General features: G+C 73.8%; 20 protein-coding genes. 4 read left to right on the forward strand and 16 right to left on the reverse strand.

Features of this window, described 5'->3' with window-relative positions:
- Positions 1 to 118: 118 nt before the first annotated feature.
- Both ACGF1Z_RS19570 and ACGF1Z_RS19575 read left to right on the forward strand, forming a co-directional pair.
- Entirely contained in the window at positions 119 to 1,537 is a 1,419-nt protein-coding gene (locus tag ACGF1Z_RS19570; RefSeq protein WP_393005512.1) for an MFS transporter, read from the forward strand.
- Positions 1,534 to 2,568 carry a helix-turn-helix transcriptional regulator gene (locus ACGF1Z_RS19575; RefSeq protein ID WP_393005514.1) on the forward strand — a complete coding sequence of 345 codons (1,035 nt, stop codon included), beginning with the start codon at positions 1,534 to 1,536 and terminating at the stop codon, positions 2,566 to 2,568. Before ACGF1Z_RS19570 ends, ACGF1Z_RS19575 begins: the two co-directional genes overlap by 4 nt.
- Here the strand turns inward: ACGF1Z_RS19575 and ACGF1Z_RS19580 are convergent.
- The 4 genes from ACGF1Z_RS19580 to ACGF1Z_RS19595 all read right to left on the reverse strand — a co-directional run bounded on the left by ACGF1Z_RS19580 (position 2,492) and on the right by ACGF1Z_RS19595 (position 7,297).
- A complete protein-coding gene (locus ACGF1Z_RS19580; RefSeq protein ID WP_393005516.1) occupies positions 2,492 to 4,651 on the reverse strand; it encodes a HelD family protein in 2,160 nt (719 codons plus the stop codon). The genes ACGF1Z_RS19575 and ACGF1Z_RS19580 overlap by 77 nt on opposite strands.
- Before the next feature lie 48 nt (positions 4,652 to 4,699).
- Positions 4,700 to 5,332: a TetR/AcrR family transcriptional regulator gene (locus ACGF1Z_RS19585; RefSeq protein ID WP_393005518.1), complete on the reverse strand. Its 633-nt coding sequence runs from the start codon at positions 5,330 to 5,332 to the stop codon at positions 4,700 to 4,702.
- A 34-nt stretch (positions 5,333 to 5,366) separates the two neighbouring features.
- Positions 5,367 to 6,617 (reverse strand): GNAT family N-acetyltransferase, encoded by a 1,251-nt coding sequence (locus ACGF1Z_RS19590; RefSeq protein ID WP_393005520.1) that lies wholly within the window; start codon positions 6,615 to 6,617, stop codon positions 5,367 to 5,369.
- Positions 6,618 to 6,679: 62 nt separating this feature from the next.
- A complete protein-coding gene (locus ACGF1Z_RS19595; protein ID WP_393005522.1) occupies positions 6,680 to 7,297 on the reverse strand; it encodes an ABC transporter substrate-binding protein in 618 nt (205 codons plus the stop codon).
- Between the two features lie 127 nt (positions 7,298 to 7,424).
- Between ACGF1Z_RS19595 and dtd the strand changes: the two genes are divergently transcribed.
- A complete protein-coding gene (gene dtd, locus ACGF1Z_RS19600; protein ID WP_128977900.1) occupies positions 7,425 to 7,850 on the forward strand; it encodes a D-aminoacyl-tRNA deacylase in 426 nt (141 codons plus the stop codon).
- A gap of 157 nt (positions 7,851 to 8,007) precedes the next feature.
- On the opposite strand, the gene ACGF1Z_RS19605 is transcribed toward dtd, so the two are convergent.
- The 6 genes from ACGF1Z_RS19605 to ACGF1Z_RS19630 all read right to left on the reverse strand — a co-directional run bounded on the left by ACGF1Z_RS19605 (position 8,008) and on the right by ACGF1Z_RS19630 (position 12,889).
- Positions 8,008 to 8,973, reverse strand: a complete 966-nt coding sequence (locus tag ACGF1Z_RS19605; RefSeq protein ID WP_393005525.1) for a YgfZ/GcvT domain-containing protein — start codon at positions 8,971 to 8,973, stop codon at positions 8,008 to 8,010.
- 9 nt (positions 8,974 to 8,982) lie between these two features.
- Complete coding sequence (locus ACGF1Z_RS19610) at positions 8,983 to 9,420, reverse strand: Fur family transcriptional regulator (RefSeq protein WP_393005527.1); 438 nt, start codon at positions 9,418 to 9,420, stop codon at positions 8,983 to 8,985.
- 59 nt (positions 9,421 to 9,479) lie between these two features.
- The gene (locus ACGF1Z_RS19615; protein WP_393005529.1) at positions 9,480 to 10,052 is read right to left on the reverse strand and encodes an FABP family protein; all 573 of its coding nucleotides are present in this window, start codon (positions 10,050 to 10,052) and stop codon (positions 9,480 to 9,482) included.
- A 268-nt stretch (positions 10,053 to 10,320) separates the two neighbouring features.
- Positions 10,321 to 11,238 (reverse strand): hypothetical protein, encoded by a 918-nt coding sequence (locus ACGF1Z_RS19620; protein ID WP_393005531.1) that lies wholly within the window; start codon positions 11,236 to 11,238, stop codon positions 10,321 to 10,323.
- On the reverse strand, positions 11,235 to 12,110 hold the full coding sequence (locus ACGF1Z_RS19625) for a hypothetical protein (protein WP_393005533.1): 876 nt from the start codon (positions 12,108 to 12,110) through the stop codon (positions 11,235 to 11,237). Before ACGF1Z_RS19625 ends, ACGF1Z_RS19620 begins: the two co-directional genes overlap by 4 nt.
- On the reverse strand, positions 12,107 to 12,889 hold the full coding sequence (locus ACGF1Z_RS19630) for a hypothetical protein (protein ID WP_393005535.1): 783 nt from the start codon (positions 12,887 to 12,889) through the stop codon (positions 12,107 to 12,109). The genes ACGF1Z_RS19625 and ACGF1Z_RS19630 overlap by 4 nt, the downstream gene beginning before the upstream one ends.
- A gap of 183 nt (positions 12,890 to 13,072) precedes the next feature.
- On the opposite strand from ACGF1Z_RS19630, the gene ACGF1Z_RS19635 reads away from it, so the two are divergent.
- Entirely contained in the window at positions 13,073 to 13,435 is a 363-nt protein-coding gene (locus ACGF1Z_RS19635; protein ID WP_365347484.1) for a DsrE family protein, read from the forward strand.
- 65 nt (positions 13,436 to 13,500) lie between these two features.
- Here ACGF1Z_RS19635 and ACGF1Z_RS19640 read toward each other — a convergent pair whose 3' ends face one another.
- From ACGF1Z_RS19640 to ACGF1Z_RS19665, 6 genes are all read right to left on the reverse strand, one after another.
- Entirely contained in the window at positions 13,501 to 13,800 is a 300-nt protein-coding gene (locus ACGF1Z_RS19640) for a DUF3099 domain-containing protein (protein ID WP_393005684.1), read from the reverse strand.
- 81 nt (positions 13,801 to 13,881) lie between these two features.
- A complete protein-coding gene (locus ACGF1Z_RS19645; protein WP_376632701.1) occupies positions 13,882 to 14,169 on the reverse strand; it encodes a DUF1416 domain-containing protein in 288 nt (95 codons plus the stop codon).
- 132 nt (positions 14,170 to 14,301) lie between these two features.
- On the reverse strand, positions 14,302 to 15,147 hold the full coding sequence (locus ACGF1Z_RS19650) for a sulfurtransferase (RefSeq protein WP_393005538.1): 846 nt from the start codon (positions 15,145 to 15,147) through the stop codon (positions 14,302 to 14,304).
- Positions 15,148 to 15,561: 414 nt separating this feature from the next.
- On the reverse strand, positions 15,562 to 16,254 hold the full coding sequence (locus ACGF1Z_RS19655; RefSeq protein ID WP_393005540.1) for a DUF2993 domain-containing protein: 693 nt from the start codon (positions 16,252 to 16,254) through the stop codon (positions 15,562 to 15,564).
- Between the two features lie 92 nt (positions 16,255 to 16,346).
- Complete coding sequence (locus tag ACGF1Z_RS19660; protein ID WP_393005542.1) at positions 16,347 to 17,732, reverse strand: hypothetical protein; 1,386 nt, start codon at positions 17,730 to 17,732, stop codon at positions 16,347 to 16,349.
- Positions 17,668 to 17,922: a MoaD/ThiS family protein gene (locus ACGF1Z_RS19665; RefSeq protein ID WP_393005544.1), complete on the reverse strand. Its 255-nt coding sequence runs from the start codon at positions 17,920 to 17,922 to the stop codon at positions 17,668 to 17,670. The genes ACGF1Z_RS19660 and ACGF1Z_RS19665 overlap by 65 nt, the downstream gene beginning before the upstream one ends.
- Positions 17,923 to 17,953 lie beyond the last annotated feature (31 nt).

Below are 17,953 nucleotides of genomic sequence, written 5' to 3' on the forward strand. Positions count from 1 at the left end.
GCGACCGGGAAGACAAGCAAGCGCGACCGAGAAGACAAGTACGACCGAGATAGATGGTCTGCAACAAAACTATCTGCTAGCGTCCTTCCTGTTGCCCCCTTCGACAGGAGAGCTCGCCATGCGTACCTCCCGCTGGACCGCCCTCGGCGTCCTCGCCACGAGCATGCTGATGACCGTCCTCGACGGCAGCATCGTCACCGTCGCCATGCCCGCCATCCAGGGCGACCTCGGCTTCACCCCCGCCGGCCTCAGCTGGGTCGTGAACGCCTACCTCATCGCCTTCGGCGCGCTGCTGCTCCTCTCCGGGCGGCTCGGCGACCTCCTCGGCCGCAAGCGCGTGTTCCTCGCCGGGACCGGTGTCTTCACCGCCGCCTCGCTCCTCGCCGGCGCCGCCACCTCCCCCGGCGTCCTCATCGCCGCCCGCTTCCTCCAGGGCGTCGGCAGCGCGGCGGCCTCCGCCGTCAGCCTCGGCATCGTCGTCGCGCTCTTCACCGAACCCCGCGAACGCGCCAAGGCCTTCGCCGTGTTCGGCTTCACCGGAGCCGCCGGCGCCTCGATCGGCCAGGTCCTCGGCGGCCTCCTCACCGACGCCCTCGCCTGGAACTGGATCTTCTTCATCAACCTCCCCATCGGCGCGGCCGCCCTCCTTGTCGCCCTGCGGGCCCTCCCCGCCGACCGGGGCCTCGGCCTGCGCGCCGGCGCCGACGTCCTCGGCGCCCTGCTCGTCACCTCCGGGCTCATGACCGGCATCTACACCGTCGTCAAGATCGAGGATTACGGGGCCGGTTCGGCCCGCACCCTCGGCCTCGGCGCCCTCGCGCTGGTCCTCCTCGCCGGCTTCCTGGTCCGCCAGGCCACCGCCGCCCAGCCCCTCATGCCGCTGCGCGTCCTGCGCTCCCGCAGCGTCGCGGGCGCCAACCTCGTCCAGATGCTCATGGTCGCCGCGCTGTTCTCCTTCCAGATCCTCGTCGCGCTCTACCTGCAGCAGGTCCAGGGCTACGGCGCCGCGGAGACCGGCCTCGCGATGCTGCCCGCCGCCGTCGTCGTCGGCGCTGTCTCCCTGGGCCTCTCGGCCCGCCTGATCACCCGCTTCGGCGAGCGGAACGTCCTGCTCACCGGTCTCGTCCTGCTCGTCGGCGTGCTCGGCCTGCTCACCCGGACCCCGGTCCACGCCTCCTACGCCGTCGACCTGCTGCCGGTGATGCTGCTCGCCGCCGGCTTCGGACTCGCGCTGCCCGCACTCACCGCGCTCGGCATGTCCGGCGCCCGGGACGAGGACGCCGGCCTCGCCTCCGGACTGTTCAACACCACCCAGCAGATCGGCATGGCCGTGGGCGTCGCGGTCCTGTCCACCCTGGCCGCCGCCCGCACCGAGGCGCTCACCGCCGCCGGCCGCCCCACCCCCGAGGCCCTCACCGGCGGTTACCACCTCGCCTTCGCCGTCGGCGCCGGCCTCCTCGTCGCCGCCTTCGCCGCGGCCCTCCTCCTGCTCCGCACGGACCGGCCCGCCCGACGTGAGCTGACAATGGCCGCATGAGAGCCGACCGACTCGTCGCCACCCTGCTCTTCCTGCAGACCCGCGGCCAGGGCGGCGCCCCCGTCACCGCCGCCGAACTGGCCGCGGAGCTGGAGGTGTCGGAGCGCACCGCCCGCCGCGACCTGGAAGCACTGGCCGCCGCCGGAGTCCCCGTCTACTCGACGGCGGGCAAGGGCGGCGGCTGGCGTCTCGTCGGTGGCGCCCGGACCGACCTCAGCGGCCTCAACGCCCCCGAGATCCGCGCCCTGTTCCTCCTCGCCGGCCCCGAGGCCGACGCCGGCCCCGGCACCCGTACCGCGCTGCGCAAGCTCGTCCGGGCCCTGCCCGCGCCCCTGCGCCCCGGCGCCGAGGCCGCCGCGCGGGCCGGGGTCACCGACGCCACCGACTGGACCGGCGCGGAGACCGGCCCCGTCCACCTCGACGCACTCCGCCAGGCCGTCGTCGACGGCGTGCAGGTCCGCATCGGCTACGCGCGCCCCGGACAGCAGCCGCGGCAGCGGCTGGTCCACCCGCTCGGCATCGCCGCCAAGACCGGCGTCCCCTATCTCGTCGCCGCCACCGGCGACACCGCCGGGCCCGGCTCCCCCGCGGACCTCCGCACCTTCCGCGTCAGCCGCGTCACCTCCGTCACCGTCACCGGCGAACCCGTCGTACGGCCCGAGGACTTCGACCTCGCCACCGCCTGGCGCGCGCTGGCCGCCCGCATGGAGGACCGGATGGTGGCCGCGACGGTCCGGGGCCGGGCCGCGCCCGGCACCGAAGGACTCCTGGAGGGCCTCTTCGGCAGCCGGATCCGGTACGGGGCCCGCGAACCGGACGGCGGCTGGACCGCGATCGAGGTGGCGGGCCCCTCCCCCGAGGTCGTCGCCGCCCAGCTCGCCGGCCTCGGCTCGCGCGTCGAACTCCTCGGCCCGCCCGAGGCCCGCACCGCCCTCGCCCGGATCGGCGCCGAACTCAGCGCCCTGTACGCGCCAGCGGCGCCGGAAGCGGCTCCCGGTGCACCAGGTCCAGCCGGGACACCGCGCGGGTGAGGACCACGTAGAGCCGGTGCAGGCCGCGCGGCTCGGCCGCCACGATCGCGGCCGGCTCGGCGACCACGACGTGGTCGTACTCCAGGCCCTTGGCGAGCGACGCGGGAACGACGGAGACCCGGGCGAACGGTCCGGCCCCCTGCCCCGGCCCCTCCGACACGACGGTCGCGGGCCCCGCCCCCGGGCCGTCGCCCAGGCCCCGCGCCAGCGCTCGTGCCAGCTCCGGGACCGCCGCGTCCGTCGCGATCACGCCCACCGAGCCCTCCTCCGCCAGGGCCGCCCGCACCGCCGCGCCCACCCCCTCGGCCACATCGGCGACCCGGCGGACGGTCACCTCGCCGCCCGCGCGCAGCGAGCGCCCGGCCGGAACGCCCGCGCCCAGCTCCGGCAGCAGCCGGTTGGCGAGGTCGACGACCGCCGCCGGGACCCGGTAGCCGGTCGTCAGCGGGACCACCGGCGCGTCCGGCTTGCCCAGATGGGCCAGTTGCTCGCGCCAGTCGCGGGCCGCCCACGGGGTGGTGCCCTGCGCCAGGTCGCCGAGCACGGTCAGGGAGCCGAATCCGGCCCGCCGCGCGATCACCCGGCACTCCATCGGCGACAGGTCCTGGGCCTCGTCGACCACGATGTGCGCATAACCCCCGGGCCGCTCGATGAGGCCGGCCAGCTCGTCGAGCAGGACGAGGTCGGCGGCGCTCCAGCGGGCGCTGCGGAAGGAGCGGGGGGCCCGCGCCCAGCGCAGCGCGGCCCGCTCCGCCGCGCCGAGCAGCGGGTCCCGCGGGTCGGTCAGGACCTCGGCGAGCACCTCCTCCGGGGTGACCCTGGGCCAGCACGCGTCCACGCAGGCCGACACGGGCCGGGCCCGCTCCACCCGGCGCACCCAGGCGGCGCCGAGCACCCCGGCCCGGCGCTCCGCCCGCAGCCGCAGGGCCCGCACGATCCGGGCCCGGACCCGCTCGCGCCCGGTCGCGTAGGGCGGGGCCTCCTCCCGTACGGCCGCGACGATCGCGGCGAGCTCGTGGGCCGGCACCCGCCACCGGTACGAGCCGTCCGGCACCGCCAGGTCCTCGGCGGGCGCCGGGTCGACCCGCGCGTACAGAGCCCGGCGGAGCACCTCTGCCATCCGGGCGTCGTGCTTGATCCGGGCCGCCTCCGGGCCGTCCTCGGCGCGCACCTCGTGGCGGGCGATCTCGTCGTCGACGGTGGACTGGCGCACCCCGGTCTCGCCGAGCGCGGGCAGCACCTCGGAGATGTAGGAGAGGAAGGTGCGGTTGGGGCCGAGGACGAGCAGCCCGGAGCGCTGGAGGCGCTGCGGGTGGGTGTAGAGCAGATAGGCGGCGCGGTGCAGGCCGACGGCCGTCTTGCCGGTGCCCGGCGCACCCTGCACGCAGAGCGAGTCGGCGGGCCCGGAGCGCACGAGGGCGTCCTGTTCGGGCTGGAGCGTCGCGGCGATGTCCCGCATGGGTCCGACGCGGGGGCGCTCGATCTCCGCGGCGAGAACCGTCCCCGGCCCGGCAGCGCCCGCCGGACCCCTGCCCCTCTCCTCCCCCGCCGGCCCCCCGGCCCCCTCCGCCCCCTCCGTCCCCGCAGACGCCCCGCCCGTGCCCGACGTCGTGGGCGGCGCGGCCGCCGGCCGCTCCCCCGACAGGTGCTCGTCCTCCAGCGCCGTCAGGTCCTCGGACGCCCCGCGGCTGCCCGGCGCCCAGCCGAACCGGCGCCGCCGCAGCACGCCCTGCGGGTCCTGGGGACCCGCCTGGTAGTACGCCCGGGAGACCGGCGCGCGCCAGTCGACGACGAGCGGCGGGGCGGCCGGATGCTCGGCGATCCGGCGCCGGCCGATGTGGTGGACCTGGCCGTCCTCGCGGTCGAGACGGCCGAAGAAGAGGGGGCCCGGCGGCATCTCGCGGAAGACCTTGGCACGGCTGCGCAGGTGGTGCCCGAGGACTTCGGCGTCCGCCCCGGAGGCCGCGGTGTCCTCGCCGATGACGACCTGCTCCTCGACGTCCTCGGCCATGCGGACCAGGGCGGCCCGGCAGGCGTCGTGATGGGCGCGTTCCCGGTCGAGGTCATGACGGAGCGACTTCATGCCACCAGGATAGACAAGAAGTGTTACCGGGTCACGTTTTTTACCGGGTCACGAACCGTTGGGATCCGCCCCGTACGGCAGCCCCTCCGCCAGCCGCCGGAAGGCGAGCCGCGTGGCCGCCACCGCGCCCGGCAGCACCTCCTCGACCGGCTCCCCCTCCGTGATCCGCCGGACGTTCTCCTCCGCCAGGACCCGCAGCACCGCCACCACCTGCGCCGCCGCCAGCCGCGCCGCCACCGGGTCCGTGCCGCCCAGGGCCTGTGCGAGCAGTTCCTCCGACCGGGACCGGAAAGCCGACATCCGGGCCACCAGCGCGGGGGTGCCGTACAGCATCCGCAGGAAGGCGAGCACCGCCGGCACGTCGTTCAGGCCGGTCACCGGGTCGCGCCGCTCCAGGCCGTCGAGGACGTGGTCGCGCAGCGCGTCCAGCGGCGGCACCCCGGCCGCCCGCGCCCGGGCCACCACCCGGGCCGGCTCGTCCTCGTGATCGGCGAACCGGTACAGCGCCAGGTCCTCCTTGGCCGGGAAGTAGCGGAACAGCGTCGGCTTCGACACCTCGGCCGCCGCCGCGACCTCCGCGACCGACACCGCGTCGAAGCCCTTCTCCAGGAAGAGCGCGATGGCCACCTCGGAGAGCGTCTGCCGCGTCCGCTCCTTCTTCCGCTCCCGCAGCCCGCTCACGACGCCCTCCGCCCGTTCCCCGACCGGCTCTCGATCAGAAGATGTCCATACTCCACGGCCGCCGCGAGGTCCGCAGCAGCAGGTCCGCGCGGGCGGCCGCGCCGGGCGCGGCCTCCTCGACCCGGCCGAGCGCGGCCAGCCGTACGGCCGACTCGTCGCCGAGCACCAGGGTCGCCAGGTCCGCCACGTCGAGCACCAGATCGGGCGAGGCGTCGGTCGGCGTCACCGCGCCGCCCTCGGGCGAGGCGTCGAGCCGATGGCGCCCGCCGGCGAACCCGGCCGCGTCGCGCACGTCCAGGACGAGCGTGCCCTCGGTCGCGTACGTCCGGGGTTCGAGGACCTTCGGCACGTCCAGGATCCGCAGCCACAGCATGTCGGCGTGCGTGACGACCTGCGCGGCGCGCGGATCGGGCAGCAGCAGCGACAACAGGTCGTCGGGGGCGCGGTAGCCGGTCCGTACGCGGGTGATCCAGTCGACCGAGCACACGTACTGCCACAGGGCGCGCTCGGCGGCCGGGGTGACGGCGACGAAGTCGCGCACGCTGGCCGTGTTCACCGGCTGCTTGCCGTCGTTCCACCTGTCGTCGGAGGTGTAGGCGACAAAGCCCTCGGCCTCTCCGGCGTCGTTGCGGTAGAGGGCGTAGAACGGCTCGGTCCACGGCTCGACGTGATACGCGTTGCCCGTGCCGACGTCCCAGCCGCGGGCCGTGCGGTCGGTCACCCCGGCCCGCTGCGCGGCCAGCCGGCGGTGCAGCGCCGGGCCTTCCTTGCGGATCTCGGCACCGTCCGACAGATCGATCCTGCCCCCGCCGTCCTCGGCCGCCGGACCCGGTCGGCGACGGTCGAACCCGGCCCGCGTCACGTCCACCGCCCACTCGGTGGTCCAACTGGCCACGCCGAAGCCGAACCTGCCGTAGATCGGGTACTCCGCGGCGATCAGCGTCGCGCAGGCGTCACCCCGCTCCTTCGCCAGCGCCAGGTCGTCGGCCATCATCCGGCTGAGCAGCCCGCGCCTGCGGTGGGTGGGGGAGACGGTGACCCCGCTGACCGCGTTCGCCGCCAGGTCCGCGCCACCGACCGTGCTCAGCCGCTGGTCGAAGGAGAGGAAGGTGGCGACCATGCGGCCGCGGTCGAACGCGCCGTAGGTACGCGAGAGATCGGTGTGCGGCAGCCGGTCGGCGACCTCCTCGTCGGACACCACCGGCGGCCGGAGGAATCCCACCCGCCTGGCCCGCAGCCAGGCGGGGAACTCGGTCTCGTCGATCGCGCGCACCTCAAGACTCATCCTCCGAGGCTATGCGGCCCGTCGAGGCCTCCGCACCCGAGTTTCGCCCCGGTCGGAACGCGTCAGGCGAGCAGGTCGTCGACCTGCGCCTCCCCCTCCCGGTAGCGGCGGGCGATCTCCCCGCTGCAGTCGTCCGCGGTCCGCTGGAGCTCCTGCCGGCGCCGCGACACCTGCTGCTCGTAGCCCGCGAGCCGCCCCATCGCCGTGTGCAGCTCCTCGTCCGTACGCGCCGTCAGGTCCGACAACTCGACCTCCGACAGCATCTCGGCCGCGAGCCGCCGGTACTCCTCGCTGCGCGGCGTCGACAGCGTCACGTGCCGGGCCGAGCGCGTCACCGCCCCCGGCCGCGACGGAGTGTCCGCCAGGATCTCCGACAGGCGGTCGAGCACCGGCGCCTCCGGATCGCTGCGCCGCGCCAGCTCGGCCCGCAGGATGTCGATCCGCCCCTGCAGCATCCGCCGCACGTAACTGAGATCGGCCTCGTCGCCCTGCGCGTCGCGGCGCAGCGCCCGCAGCTCGGGCAGCCGCAGCCCGGCCAGGTCCGGCCGCGGCCGGTCCGGCAGGTCGGGCTCGGTGGTCCGCTGCGCGGGCGGCCGCCCGACGGCACCGCCGACGGAGCCGCCGGTACGGGTCAGCGGTACGGGACCGGACGGCGTGTGCCCGGTGCCAGATGCACTCATGTGAATCGTCCCCTCGACCGGTGCGGAAACGCACCGCCTTTCCCGCATGGTGCCACTCCCGCCCCGGCCGACGCAGGCGGTCTGCACCCGTTCGGCCCTCCCCGGGTCAGTCGGTAGGTTGGTCCGTATGCGAGCAGTGGTACAGAGGGTGGACGGCGCGAGCGTCGTCGTCGCAGGGGAGACCGTCGGGGAGATCGTCGGCGAGGGGCTGTGCGTCCTGGTCGGGGTGACCCATGACGACACCCCCGAGAAGGCGGCGCAATTGGCCAGAAAGCTCTGGTCCGTCCGGGTACTGGAGGGCGAGAAGTCCTGCTCCGACGTGAACGCGCCGCTCCTCGTGATCTCGCAGTTCACTCTCTACGGAGACGCCCGCAAGGGCCGCCGCCCCACCTGGAACGCGGCCGCGCCCGGCCCGGTCGCCGAGCCGCTCGTCGACGAGGTCGTGGCGCAGCTGCGGCAGCTGGGCGCGCGCGTGGAGACGGGCCGCTTCGGAGCGGACATGCGCGTGTCGCTCACGAACCACGGCCCGTTCACGGTCCTGCTGGAGGTCTGACCGGCCGGTCGCCGGCCGGGCGCCGGAAGGTGCGGGCCGGACGCCGGAAGGTGCGGGCCGGTGGCACCATCGGCCCGCCGTACGGGTCCGGCTCCGCGGTCGGCCGGCCGGCCGTACGAGCCGGCGGCGCGAGGAGCAGCCGGCCCGGGAATCCGCCCTACGGCTCGACCACGACCTCCTGCGCGGCGGCCGTGGTCCCCGCGACGAGGTCGGCGTCCACCGGCACGTTCCGCTTCACCAGGGCGAGGGCGATCGGCCCCAGCTCGTGGTGGCGCGCCGAGCTGGTGACGAAGCCCAGCTGCCGCCCCTCCTCGCCGTCCGCCGCGAGCCGCACCGGGGTGCCGTGCCCCGGCAGGTGCACCTCGCTGCCGTCCAGGTGCAGGAAGACGAGCCGCCGCGGCGGCTTCCCCAGGTTGTGCACGCGGGCGACCGTCTCCTGGCCGCGGTAGCAGCCCTTCTGCAGGTGGACGGCGCTGCCGATCACCCCGATCTCGTGCGGGATGGTCCGGTGGTCGGTCTCGAAGCCGAGCCGCGGCCGGTGTGCCTCGACCCGCAGCGCCTCGTAGGCGAGGACGCCGGCGGCCGGGCCGTGCGAGGAGGCGAAGGACTCCAGGTCCGCCCGCGGCAGGAACAGGTCACGCCCGTGCGAGGTCTCCCGGACGACCACGCCCTCGGGCACCTCCGCGATCGAACCGGCCGGCAGGTGCACGACCGCGATGTCCTCCGTGCGGTCGGCGACCTCGACCCGGTAGAAGAACTTCATCGATTCCAGGTACGCGAGGAGCTCGGCCTGCGTGCCCGGCTCCACGTGCACCCAGACCGTCTCGCCGTCGTCGACGAGGTACAGGGCGTGCTCGATGTGACCGTTCGCGGAGAGGATCAGCGCGTCGGTGGCCTGGCCGGCCGGGAGCTCGCTGACGTGCTGGGTGAGCAGCAGGTGCAGCCAGCTCAGCCGGTCGTCGCCGGAGACGGCGACGACACCGCGGTGCGAGAGGTCGACGAAACCGGTGCCGTCGGCGAGGGTCCGCTGCTCGCGGAACAGATCGCCGTAGTGCGCGGCGACGCCTTCGTCACGGCCTTCGGCGGGGACGGCGCCGGGCAGGGACAGCAGTGGGCTCTTCATGGGAAAAGCCTACGACTCCGGGGCGGCGTCCTTCCGCGAACAGTCGCCGCACCGGCCGAAGATCGCGAAGTGCTTCATGTCGGTCTCGAAGCCGAAGGTCTCGCGGAGCTTCCCGGTGAACTCGGCGGCCACCTCGACGTCCGCCTCGATGACCTCGCCGCAGTCCCGGCACACCAGGTGCAGATGGTGATGCCGGTCGGCGAGGTGATAGGTCGGCGCGCCGTGCCCGAGATGGGCGTGGCTGACCAGCCCGAGCTCCTCCAGGAGCTCCAGGGTCCGGTACACGGTGGAGATGTTCACCCCGGAGGCCGTCTTGCGGACCTCGACGAGGATGTCGTCCGGGGTCGCGTGTTCCAGCGCGTCCACGGCCTCCAGGACAAGCTGGCGCTGGGGCGTCAGCCGATAGCCGCGCTGCCGCAGGTCGCTCTTCCAGTCGGTGCTCACCACGCCCCCAGTGTAGGAGGGCGCGGTGAGCTGCCCCAGGTTCCGCCGGTGCCGACTTGCGCCTACCGGAAGAAGGCGATGCCGTCGTCGGGCATGTCCGGGAGGTTGCGCGCCATCTCGGCGACCTCCTCGGGGGTGACGACCTTCTTCAGGTGCGCCGACATGTAGGGGCGGAGCGGCACCTCGGGGGTGGCCTTCTCGCCGACCCACATGAGGTCGCTCTTGACGTAGCCGTAGAGGCGCTTGCCACCGGTGTACGGGCCGGAGGCGGCGGTGCGGGCGACGGCGTCCGTGACGATGTCGATCTGCGGCTTCTGGTCGGCGAGCTCGCCGTACCAGACCTCGACGATGCCCTGGTCGCGGACCATGACGATCTCGACCTTGCGGTCCTTGTCGATCCGCCAGTAACCGCTCTCGCTCTCGAGCGGGCGGACCTTGTTGCCGTCGGCGTCCAGCACCCAGGTGTGCGAGTGGTACTCGAGGAAGTCCCGGCCGTCGTGGCTGAAGGTCACGGACTGGCCGAAGTTGCACTTCTCGGCGCCGGGGAAGTCGGAGACGCCCGCGCCCTCCCACGTACCGAGCAGGAACGCGAGGGGGACGAGGTCCGGATTGAGGTCGGACGGGATCTCGATCATGAGCAGCTCAGGCGTTCTGTGTGGAGGAGGTTCAGCGCTGGCCCTGGTACAGCTTCTTCACGGTCAGACCGGCGAAGGCGAGGACCGCGACACAGACGAGCGCCAGCAGGACTTCGAAAAAGACGATCACTTGGTGCTCCTCGGTGAGCGGTGAAGGCGGAACGGGCCGGACCCCAGCTTAGTGGGCCGGGGTCCGGCGCTCTCGGTGAGGTGGGTCTCGGTGACACCGCGTCCCGTACGGACCCCGGCCGCGGTCACCACCCGCCGGTCAGCCGAGGAGCTGGTTCTGCAGGGTGAACGTCTGCCGGAAGGGGACCTCGGGGACCCCGCCCTTGCGGGACTGGACGACCACGGCGAGCGTGTCACCGGCCTGGATGTAGGCCCAGCGGGTCTGCTCGGGGCCGTACGGCGCGATCTCGGCGACCGTGTACAGCGCCGTGCCGTCGACCCGCACGCCGGTCCCGAGCGCATCGCTCTCGACGCCGTTCACGCCGTCCAGCGGCAGGGTGTCCGCCGAGCCGACGTTCAGCACGTCGTCCTTGAAGGGCTCCGAGAACCCGACGGACTTGAACCGCAGCAGGTAGACGGCGCTCTTCGTGCCGTCCGGCATGGTCCAGGCGCGGGCCGCGACGTGCCGCAGGGCGGAGTCGGTCACGGCCTCCCGCAGGAGACCGCGCCGCTCCTTCGGATAGAGGGACAGGAATCGCTCCACGCTCACCCAGCCGCCGTCGGCCTTCGGATCCACGGTCGCTCCGGCCGGGGCGGGCAGGACGAGCGCGCGGAGGTCGGCGTGGTGGATCTCGCCCTCGTTGCCGGGCGTGAAGGGGCGCGGTGCGCCCTTCGGCAGCGCGGGGAGACTCAGCTTCGGGTAGTCCCAGCGGCCGTCGCTCGCGGTCGCGAGACCGGGCACGTCGGTGCGCTCCATCGACGTGATCCCGGCTGCGGTGCCCGCCCCGAGCCCGCCGCAGACCAGCACGGCCGCGGTCCAGCGGGCGACGGCGCCGAGCACCCGCCGCGAGCGCCGGGAGGCGGTGGGAGCCGGGGGAACGACGGGTTCGACGGGCACGACGGGAGTCGCGGGCCCCGCGGCGGCCACGGGAACGGCCGGCTCCGCGGTGGCCGGGGTGGCCGGTTCGGCGGTCACCGGGGCCGCCTCGGGGAGCGTCTGCTGCTCGGTCTCGCTCATACGTACTCCCCCGGGGACTTGATGTGGTCGAGCTGCTTCTTCACCAGCGCGGCGACGGCGGTCCTGTCGAAGGGACGGCTGCCGGAGGCGTGGACCGAGACGTAGTAGTCGGACTCGGACGCGCTGCAGACCATGCCGTCGACCCCGCTGTCGCCGTCGTCCTCGGCCTCGTCGTCGTCCTTCGGCTTCGGCATTCCGAAGCAGGACACGTCCCGGTGGCCCTCGATCCTCGGTCCCTTGGGAAGCTTCAGGAGGCGCGCGATTTCGCTCTGCATCCTGCGCATCTCCGTACCGAACCGCTTGTCCTTCATCTGCACGATCTGCACGTCGACCACGACCGCGTCGGAGGCGTAGGAGCGCACGGCGATGCCCTGGATGCCGAGCTTCTCGATCCGCTGGTCGAACTCGCGGCGCTTCTTGCCCGCGAGGCCCTTGCCCTGCTGCTTGAGCAGTGCGGTCGCGTCGCGCGAGGAGAGCTCGCCGTCGTTGCCGTACTGCTCGACATCCGGGCCGAGCACGTACCCGTCGGGGACGGGCAGCAGCAGCTTGCTCAGGGGCGTCGACGTCCGGCCGCGCAGGGCGGTGTCCGCCGCCGGGTCCTTGCTCTCGCCGTCCGCGACCGGCTCCTCCCAGCCGAACGTCGGCGCATGGCGGTCGGCCCCGGCCACGGTCACGCCGGTGTACGTCCCGCCGGCCGCGACGCCGAGCAGGAGCACACCGCCGAGGACGTACGGGAACAGGCGGCGCGGCCTGCGCGGGGCGGGCACGACGGCGTCGGGTCCGGCGACGGCCGTGACCGGCGTGCCGCCGTCGACCGCGGGCACGGCGGGCGGTGCCGCGGCGCCGGGGGTCGGGGTCGTCTGCTCGCTCACAGGCGCTCCAGCTGTCGTTCGGCCAGGGAGGAGATCTCCTCCTGGCTGATCTTCCTGGTGTCCCCCACGAAGATCTCGATCATGACGTCGCCGCGGTGCAGATAGGCGCGGGCCTGGTAGAAGTCCCGGTAGCCGGCCTTGCGCTCGACGGGGAGCAGGTAGGTACGGCCGTCCCTGCTGCCCTTGACCGGCGTGCCGTAGCCGGACTCGTCCTCCATGAACCGGCGCTGGTCCTCGGCGTGCTCGGCGGCCCCCTGGCCGCTGTCCGCGCGGAACTGCACCAGGTTGATCTGCGTGATCTTGTACTCGCCGGTGCGCCAGGCCGAGCTGGCGACCCTGCGGAAGCCGCTGTCCAGCAGGTACTCGAACGCTTCCGAGGGATTGTCGTAGTCATCGACGTACGCCGCGAGGCCCTGCCAGCCGTCCTCCGGAACGATGCCGACCTTCTTGGCGCCCGGGGGCTTCGGCAGCAGCAGCGTGCGCAGGTCCCCCTCGGTCCGCAGACCGCGGTCCTCCGCCGCCGACAGCGGCGCCGGCTTCTGCCCCTCCGGCAGCGGCTTCGCCGGGTGGGCGAGGCCGGGCTGGTTGAGGGGCGGGAGTGCGGTCGGTTCGCGGTCGGCCTGGATGCCGTAGCCGACGGCGGTGCCGCCGACGACGCCCAGGACGGCGGCGACGGCGATCAGGGCGAGTGTCCGGCCGGTACGGCGGCGCTTCGGCGCCTCGTCCGGGGCCGCAGACGGATCCGGGGCCGGGGCCGGGGCCGGGGCGGAAACCGGCACCGGTGCGGGTATGGGTGCGGGATCCGGCGCGGGTGCCGGGGTGTTCTGAGCGGGTTCGACCGCTTCCGTGCCTTCCAAAAGAGTCCCCCCACGAGACGAGAAGCGCGGATTCCGTTACCCGCGCGCCCAGATGACACGCGAGGGGTGCACGAGGTTGCCTCGCCCCGCATTACAGTTCGGCATATGGCGAAGAAGCTCGTGATCAAGGTGACCGCCGGGGCCGACGCCCCCGAACGCTGCTCCCAGGCCTTCACCGTGGCCGCCGTCGCCGTCGCGAGCGGTGTCGAGGTCTCGCTGTGGCTGACCGGCGAGTCCTCGTGGTTCGCCCTCCCGGGCCGCGCGGCCGAGTTCGAACTCCCGCACGCCGCGCCGCTGCCCGACCTGATCGACTCGATCCTGTCCGCCGGCCGGGTGACGCTCTGCACGCAGTGCGCGGCCCGCCGCGAGATCACCGAGGACGACGTCCTGAAGGGCGTCCGCATCGCGGGCGCGCAGGTCTTCGTCCAGGAGGCGATGGCGGACGGCACGCAGGCGCTCGTCTACTAGGCCTGATCCGGAAGACCGGCTCCGGCCGCCCCGGGCCCGCTCCCTTCGGCGCCGGGCCGGCGGGCTCACTTGTCCGGCGGCTTCCTGCCGTCCAGTTCGTCCCACCACTCGTCGGACTGCCGGTCGCCGCTCGGGTCGTCCCACCAGCGGTCGTCCGGGCCGCGCCGGTTCGCGACCATGGCCGCGACGGGCGGGATGACCATGGCGACCACGCACATCGCGATGGCCGCCGGCACCGAGAACAGGCGCACGACGGCCCAGGCGCCCACGAAGAGCACCAGGCAGACGCCCATCATCCAGAAGTAGACGCGCCGTCGCCGTGCGTACACACCTTCAGCGTACGTCGGCGGCGCGCTCCCGGACAGACCGAAGGGCCGTGCCCCGAGTCCTGGTCGGCGTCCAACCCCCCAGGAGGCACGGCCCTCCGGCCGTTCGGTGGTGCGGTGTCACACCGCGATGGCGACCTCGGCCAGGCCGCCGTGCTGGGCCACGACCTGACGGTCGGCGGTGCCGCCGGGCACCAGGGCGCGGACGGTCCACGTGCCCTCGGCCGCGTAGAAGCGGAACTGGCCGGTGGCGGAGGTCGGGACCTCGGCCGTGAACTCGCCGGTCGAGTCGAGGAGGCGGACGTAACCGGTGACGGGCTCGCCGTCCTTGGTCACGTAGCCCTGGATCGTGGTCTCACCGGGCTTGATCGTCGAGGCGTCGGGGCCGCCGGGCTGCGCTCCACACATGTTCTTGGGTTCCTTACGGTCGAGGGGTCCGGATGACGGGGATCCGGGGATACCGGGAGGCCCCGGGTCCCGGAGGGGTCCGGGGTCCCGGGAGGGTCCTGGGGAGGTTCCGGCAGATCCGGATCCGGGGGCTTACTTGCCGGAGCCGAGCTCGATCGGCACGCCGACGAGGCTGCCGTACTCGGTCCACGAGCCGTCGTAGTTCTTGACGTTCTCGACACCGAGCAGCTCGTGCAGGACGAACCAGGTGAGCGCGGAGCGCTCGCCGATGCGGCAGTAGGCGATGGAGTCCTTCGCCAGGTCGACGTTCTCGTCGGCGTAGAGGGCCTTCAGGGCCTCGTCCGACTTGAAGGTGCCGTCGTCGTTGGCGTTCTTCGACCACGGGATGTTCTTGGCGCTCGGCACGTGGCCGGGGCGCTGGGACTGCTCCTGCGGGAGGTGCGCCGGGGCGAGCAGCTTGCCGGAGAACTCGTCGGGCGAACGCACGTCGACGAGGTTCTGGGTGCCGATCGCGGCCACGACGTCGTCGCGGAAGGCGCGGATGGAGGTGTCCTGGGCCTGGGCCTTGTAGTCCGTCGCCGGGCGGTTCGGGACCTCGGAGCCGTCGACCAGGTCGCGGGAGTCGAGCTCCCACTTCTTGCGGCCGCCGTCGAGGAGCTTGACGTCCTGGTGGCCGTAGAGCTTGAAGTACCAGTAGGCGTAGGACGCGAACCAGTTGTTGTTGCCGCCGTAGAGGACGACCGTCGTGTCGTTCGCGATGCCCTTGGCGGACAGGAGCTTCTCGAAGCCCTCCTGGTCGACGAAGTCGCGGCGGACCGGGTCCTGGAGGTCCTTGGTCCAGTCGATGCGGATCGCGTTCTTGATGTGGTTCTTGTCGTAGGCCGAGGTGTCCTCGTCCACCTCGACGATGGCGACCTGGGGGTTGTCGAGGTTGGCCTCGACCCAGTCGGCGTCGACCAGGACGTCGCTGCGAGCCATGCTGTTTCTCCTCCGGGGCAGTGTGCGGCGGTGCGTGCAGGGGTGGTGCGGGTACGCGTCGGCTCGTGCGGGGATGACGCGTACGACTGCGCGGGGTGGCCCCGACATGGCGTCGTAGGGCCTGAGGAATGCGGGAGCAGTGCGTCCCGCTCAGACGGTGCGACAGAGCATGGCGGCGATGCGGCACAGGTCTACTGCCCGCCGCTTCGTGAGATCCGCCTGTCGCTTCATGCCCACGATCGTAGGGACGGACAGGCGGCCGTGTCACCGGCGTGTCGTATTTTGAGACGCGATCGTCCGGGATGTGGGATGGGGAGGGGGTGCCGATCCCCTCCGGAGCGTCCGCGGCCCGGCCCTTCGCCGGGGCTTCTGCGGATCGGACTCCCGCGTCTCAGAATGTGATCAGCGGGGTTCTCAGCCCGCCTTCAGGGCCACGTTCCGGCCGGTCACCGTGACCGCCAGACCGTCCGCGCGCGCCTCGACCCCCGTCAGGCGCATGCCCTTCGGCAGCCCCTCGATCCGCCGGTCGAAGTCGGTCACCGAACGCACCCTGTCCTCCAGGAGCGGGATGCCCTCACCGGGCACCTCGTCGGCCCGCACCCGGAGGGTGTCGCCGCCGACCAGCGTCACCGTGGACAGCACGCTGCGGGTGATCGTCCGGCCGAGGATGCGCACCCCGCCGGTGACCTTCACCTTCCCGTTGCCGCCGTAGCCCACCCGGGCGTCGCGCCCCGAGGCGGCGGCGAGGTCCTCGTACGAGATGAGGGCGGTGCCGTCGGCGCTGCCGGCCCGTTCGATCGCGTAGTCCCCGTCCAGGGTGACGTCGTGCAGCCCGACGGTGAGCTCGCCGATCCTGACCGGGCGGCCGCCCGCCGTCGCCCGGACCCCGGTGAGCCGCACCTCGACCTCGTCGAAGCGCCGGCCGGCCACCTGCGTGAGGAAGGGGAAGCCCTTGATGTCGACGTCGGTGGACTCCGCCTTCGCCGCCCCCAGCCGCACCGCGTCGGCCGCCTCCGACTCCGCGTACGACGCGGCGATCCGGTCCGCGCCGACGAGCAACCCGCCGAGCACCACGGCGAGGATCAGCACCATCCGCAGTGCTCGCATGCGTTTCTGCCCCCTGATCACGAGTCCGGCCCCCCGACACGAAGATCGACGTGTCGGGAGGCCGGTCGGTTCCCCCGGGTGCGCGGGAGCACTTACGCGAGTGCCCTGCCCAGCAGATAGACGGCGGGCACGGCGGCGGTCAGCGGCAGCGCCACGCCCGCCGTCATGTGCACGAACCGCGACGGGTAGTCGTAGCTGGCCGCCCGCAGGCCGACCAGCGCGCACACCCCGGCGCCGAGGCCGAGCAGCGCCCCGGAGACGCCCAGGTCCGTGAAGCCGCCGGCCGCGACGCCGCCGCCCGCGGCGGCGAGCAGGGCGACGACCACGGAGACCGGGCCGGGCAGCGGGACCGCCCGGGCGAGGACGGCGGCGGCGACCGCGACGGCCCCGACCACGACGGCGTCCGGCTCCGCACCGAGGTGCCCGGCGGCCAGGACCGTGAGGGCCGCCGAGGCGACCGTGGCCATGAGGCCGTACATCCGCTCGTCGGGGTCGGCGTGGCTGCGCAGCTGCAGGACGAGGGTGAGCAGCACCCAGACGCCGAGCGTGCCGAGGATCGCGGCGGGCGCGTGCTCCCGGCCGGCCGCGAGCAGTGCCACGTCGGCGACGACGCCGCCGAGGAAGGCGAGGGCGATGCCCTGCCGGGCGGGCCACATGCCGTTGAGCCGGAACCAGCCGGCGGCGGTGACGGCCTGCAGCAGGAGCAGCGGGACGAGCAGCGCGTACGGGCCGACGGCCGCGCCCGCGGCGAGCAGCACGCCGAGCACCGCCGTCAGGGCGGCCGGCTGCATCCCCGGCTCGATGATCGGCGACCGGCCCTCGGCGCGGGCGCGCTGGGCGTCGGAGATCCGGGTGTTGCCGCCGATGGTGGGCGTGGAGTAGGCGGGGCCGGGCTCCGGCACGGCTGCCTGCTCGTGGGCGGCCGACTGCTCCTGGGCGGCCGTGACCGGCTCCGGTGCCGGAGCCGCGTACGCCCCGTACGCGGGAGCCTCGTAAGCGGGCGCCTCGTGCGCGGCAGCCCCGTAGGCGGGCGCCTCGTAGGCGGGAACCCCGTACGCGGCGGTCCCGTAGGCTCCCGCCTCGTGCGCGGGAGTCCCGTGCGCGGGCGGGAAGGCGGTCTCGGGCGGCAGCGGGTGGCCGCCGGTGACGTACGGCTGCTGCGCGGAGGGCGCGTGGGGCTGCGCGGACTGGTGCTGCGGCGGCAGGTGGGCCGTGTCGTAGGACGCCGGCGGCGGCGCGGGCCGCTGTGCCTCGGGCCGGGGACGGACGGTGGGCTGGTACTGGGTGTCCCAGGTCTGGCCCTCCCACGTCTGGGTGACGCCGGGGTCGTACGGCTGACCGTCCTGCGGGGCCCCGTGCGGGTCGTCCTGCGGCGCGTACGGGTACTGCTGATCACTGCTCATGGTGTGCGGTTCACCCTCCTGCGAACGGGGGGAGCACCTCGACCGTGCCGCCCTCGGCCAGCCGTACCGTCTCATGCGCGCGGGTCCCGACGGGATCGCCGTCGATCAGGAACGAGCAGCGCGAAAGGACCCGCGTCAGCTCGCCCGGGTGCCGCTCGCGGGCCGCGGCCAGCGCTTCCGCGAGGGTCTCGGCGGCGTACGGCTCCTCGGCGACTCCGGCGGCGGCCTTCGCGGCGGCCCAGTAGCGGATGGTTCCCGCTGCCATGACGGCACTCCCTTCGTTCGTGTGCGCGCCG

Origin of the sequence: Streptomyces sp. NPDC048018, assembly GCF_043202995.1 — a bacterium.
GTDB lineage: Bacteria > Actinomycetota > Actinomycetes > Streptomycetales > Streptomycetaceae > Streptomyces.